At 58.9% G+C, this 2,465-nt stretch carries 3 protein-coding genes and 3 pseudogenes; 4 read left to right on the top strand and 2 right to left on the bottom strand.

The window, feature by feature from the left end; genetic code table 11:
• The 3 genes and pseudogenes from AUC71_RS19730 to AUC71_RS13490 form a co-directional block, all read left to right on the top strand.
• Positions 1 to 246: pseudogene (locus AUC71_RS19730) on the top strand (quinoprotein dehydrogenase-associated putative ABC transporter substrate-binding protein); the annotation flags it as partial.
• Positions 201 to 470, top strand: coding sequence for a type 2 periplasmic-binding domain-containing protein (locus AUC71_RS13495; protein ID WP_141701705.1), 270 nt, complete (start codon positions 201 to 203; stop codon positions 468 to 470). The pseudogene AUC71_RS19730 and the gene AUC71_RS13495, both read left to right, overlap by 46 nt.
• A 115-nt stretch (positions 471 to 585) precedes the next feature.
• Positions 586 to 1,185, top strand: coding sequence for a YqhA family protein (locus tag AUC71_RS13490; RefSeq protein WP_083238383.1), 600 nt, complete (start codon positions 586 to 588; stop codon positions 1,183 to 1,185).
• Positions 1,186 to 1,589: 404 nt separating this feature from the next.
• Here the strand turns inward: AUC71_RS13490 and AUC71_RS21455 are convergent.
• Positions 1,590 to 1,691 (bottom strand): annotated as a pseudogene (locus tag AUC71_RS21455) (helix-turn-helix domain-containing protein); the annotation flags it as partial.
• Between the two features lie 111 nt (positions 1,692 to 1,802).
• Between AUC71_RS21455 and AUC71_RS21450 the strand changes: the two are divergent.
• Positions 1,803 to 2,219, top strand: a complete 417-nt coding sequence (locus AUC71_RS21450; RefSeq protein WP_069624661.1) for a hypothetical protein — start codon at positions 1,803 to 1,805, stop codon at positions 2,217 to 2,219.
• Here AUC71_RS21450 and AUC71_RS20375 read toward each other — a convergent pair.
• Positions 2,170 to 2,465 (bottom strand): annotated as a pseudogene (locus AUC71_RS20375) (hypothetical protein); the annotation flags it as partial. The gene AUC71_RS21450 and the pseudogene AUC71_RS20375 sit on opposite strands and share 50 nt — an antisense overlap.

Genomic DNA, 2,465 nt, shown 5'->3' with positions numbered 1-2,465 from the left:
CGTCAAGTCAAGATCGGCCTCCCGCTTGTCGGCGAGGACGGATCGAGCACGCCGCCGGGCCATGCCCTCGCAAAGCGTGGCATCGTCGACAACATCCGAGGCTACATGATCTACGGCGACTATCGAGACCCCAATCCCGCCTCCGAGATCATGAAGGCCGTCGCCTCCGGCGAAATCGACGTTGCATTGTCTGGGGACCAATGGCGGGGTATTTCGCCGCGCGCGAGGATGTGCCCTTACGGCTGAAGCTCGTCGAGCCGCGGATCGACGGGCCGCGCTTGCCCATGGTCTTCGACATCTCCATGGGCGTGCGCAAAGAGGACCGCGCGTTGCGCGATGAGGTCGATGCGGCTCTGTCGGACCTCAAGCCGCAGATTGATGAGGTTCTCGACGAGTACAACGTCCCGCGATTGGACGGCTCCGGCCGCGAGATCTCCGCAGCGTCCGCTGAACCAGGTGGAGTTCGTTAGTACCTCATGATCCGGCGTCCGCCGTACAGGACTTTATAAGGGATGTTGCGCGCATTATAATATCGGCGCGTTTCGCGACTGTCAGAGTGACGTCTGAGAAGAAGGCAACTACGTTTTGAACCTGCGCGAGATCGAACGGCACATCATTGTTGGCTCACGATTCTTCACCATCTTGGCTGTCATTGGCTCGCTGGCAGCATCGGTGTTGATGTTCTTCTTGGGAATTTTCAATATCTATGAAGCCTTTCGCTATGGGCTTGCTGATGGGTCAGTTAGCGATGGCGCGCCCTATGGCACGGCTGCGATCATAAGCGTCATCGAGAGTTTAGACCGCTTCTTGATTGGTATTGTCCTTCTATATTTCGCCTATGGCGTCTACTCGCTGTTCATCCATCCTGAAGAGTCTGAGGAAAAGCTGGAATTGCCGGCGTGGCTGCGGGTCCGGCAGATCGGTCAACTCAAGCAAGTCGTGGCCGAACTCATCGTGGTCATTCTGCTCGTGCTGTTCCTTAGAGTTGCACTCCAGTCGTTCGGCGAGCCAAATTTGGACCTCAATTGGACCCAAGTCGCGACTATCCTACTGCTGCCAGTCAGTACCGCACTGTTGGCGCTGGCCTTGCGGCTCGTCGAGCTACACCCCAAACCTACAAGGCGAACCATTGTAAGCACCGACACCGCCGCACAACGCGATCGCAAGCCGGCGGGGAAGAAGTGATCGACCTGCACACGTAAGGACGACGTGGTGCATGGGACATAGCCGACATGCTTAGTGCCCTCGATTTTCCTTCGGGCTTACTGCTGAACGGCCTTAGAAGATGGCGTAGTCAAGGTGTAAACAACGCTGGTTGCGTGCCCCCGCAACCAATCCTTATGTCCACCCCCGTTTCCTTGGAACGGGGGTGTTTGTTTGCAAGGCTGAGGAGGGCTGCCAGTTGGCCTTGAAGCTCGACCGGGAGCTGCCCCATTTTTCGGCATGAGCCGGATCTCTTCAATGAGTTCGCGGATGCCTTCTGCTGCCTCAAGGCGGGTATTTCCTCGTTGAGGGCCTCGGCGAGGCTCATGACCTTTTGGCGGCAGAGCTTTTGACCCAAGCGGAACCAGCGTTCGCGTTGTCCATGCCTATGCAGAAGTGTTACGCCGCACCTCGGAAGGCGTGGCCCCGTAGCGGCGCCGGAACGCGTGATTGAAGTGAGACAGATCGCCGAAGCCGCTGGCATAGGCGCGCTCGCCGCTCTCGGGACCCGCAACCGACTTCGCTACGACATCGTCGAGCGTTATGTTCCTGGATGGATGCGGCCATTTTCTTAGAAGCAGAACGTGCAAGGACTGCTCATGTCTGATTCTCGTAAACCGTCGCGGTTCTCCGGCGCCACCGCCATAAGGTGGCCCGTCTTGAGTCTCGCTGTGTTTGGACTTGTCGTGCTCGGTGCCGCACTCTACCTGCGCTACGAAGTCATCGAGAATACGCCGCTCGGTCTTGCCTGCGAGGCGGGGCGGCAGAGCCTTGTCTGCACGGTGAGGGACGCCGTCATTGTCTTGTTCAACCAGAGCGCCTTCGGGTGGATTGCGCTGATCATGGCCGTGATTCAGTTTTGGCGGCCAAACATCGTCGTGTTTGGCGTTGGGCTTGCAGCGTCGCTTGCTGGACTCGTTTTGTACAACACGAACGCTTCGGCGCTGGCCTTGGCGCTCCTCGTGCTCAGCCTGGCGCGGCTTTCGCCCGGAGCGTCGTCAGCGCCATCACGATAAGCAACATCGCCAACCATGCGGCCTGCCAATTGGCGATACCTTCGTTGACAACGATGAACGCGCTTGAGCCAAAGAGCAGGAGTGCGGCGGCAATCTCAGCCGGGCCGGGCCTAGCGGAACCGTGCACGCGCATGAAGGCAAGTACAAAGAGCGCGACCACGGGAGCAGTCAGCGAAGCCACGGGAAAGTCCTTGTAACGCGGGTCGAAATACGAGGCCGAGCGCGACGTGCAGACTGGCGACGACG

This window comes from Methyloceanibacter marginalis (assembly GCF_001723295.1).
GTDB lineage: Bacteria > Pseudomonadota > Alphaproteobacteria > Rhizobiales > Methyloligellaceae > Methyloceanibacter > Methyloceanibacter marginalis.
The sequence above is the reverse complement of the archived record's forward strand: the minus strand, read 5'-3'. Positions and strand labels throughout refer to the sequence as shown.

Bases quoted from the DNA above. Each gene is read 5' to 3' on its own strand.
- AUC71_RS13495 (WP_141701705.1), top strand. From the start codon at position 201: ATGGCGGGGTATTTCGCCGCGCGCGAGGATGTGCCCTTACGGCTGAAG.
- AUC71_RS21450 (WP_069624661.1), top strand. From the start codon at position 1,803: ATGTCTGATTCTCGTAAACCGTCGCGGTTCTCCGGCGCCACCGCCATA.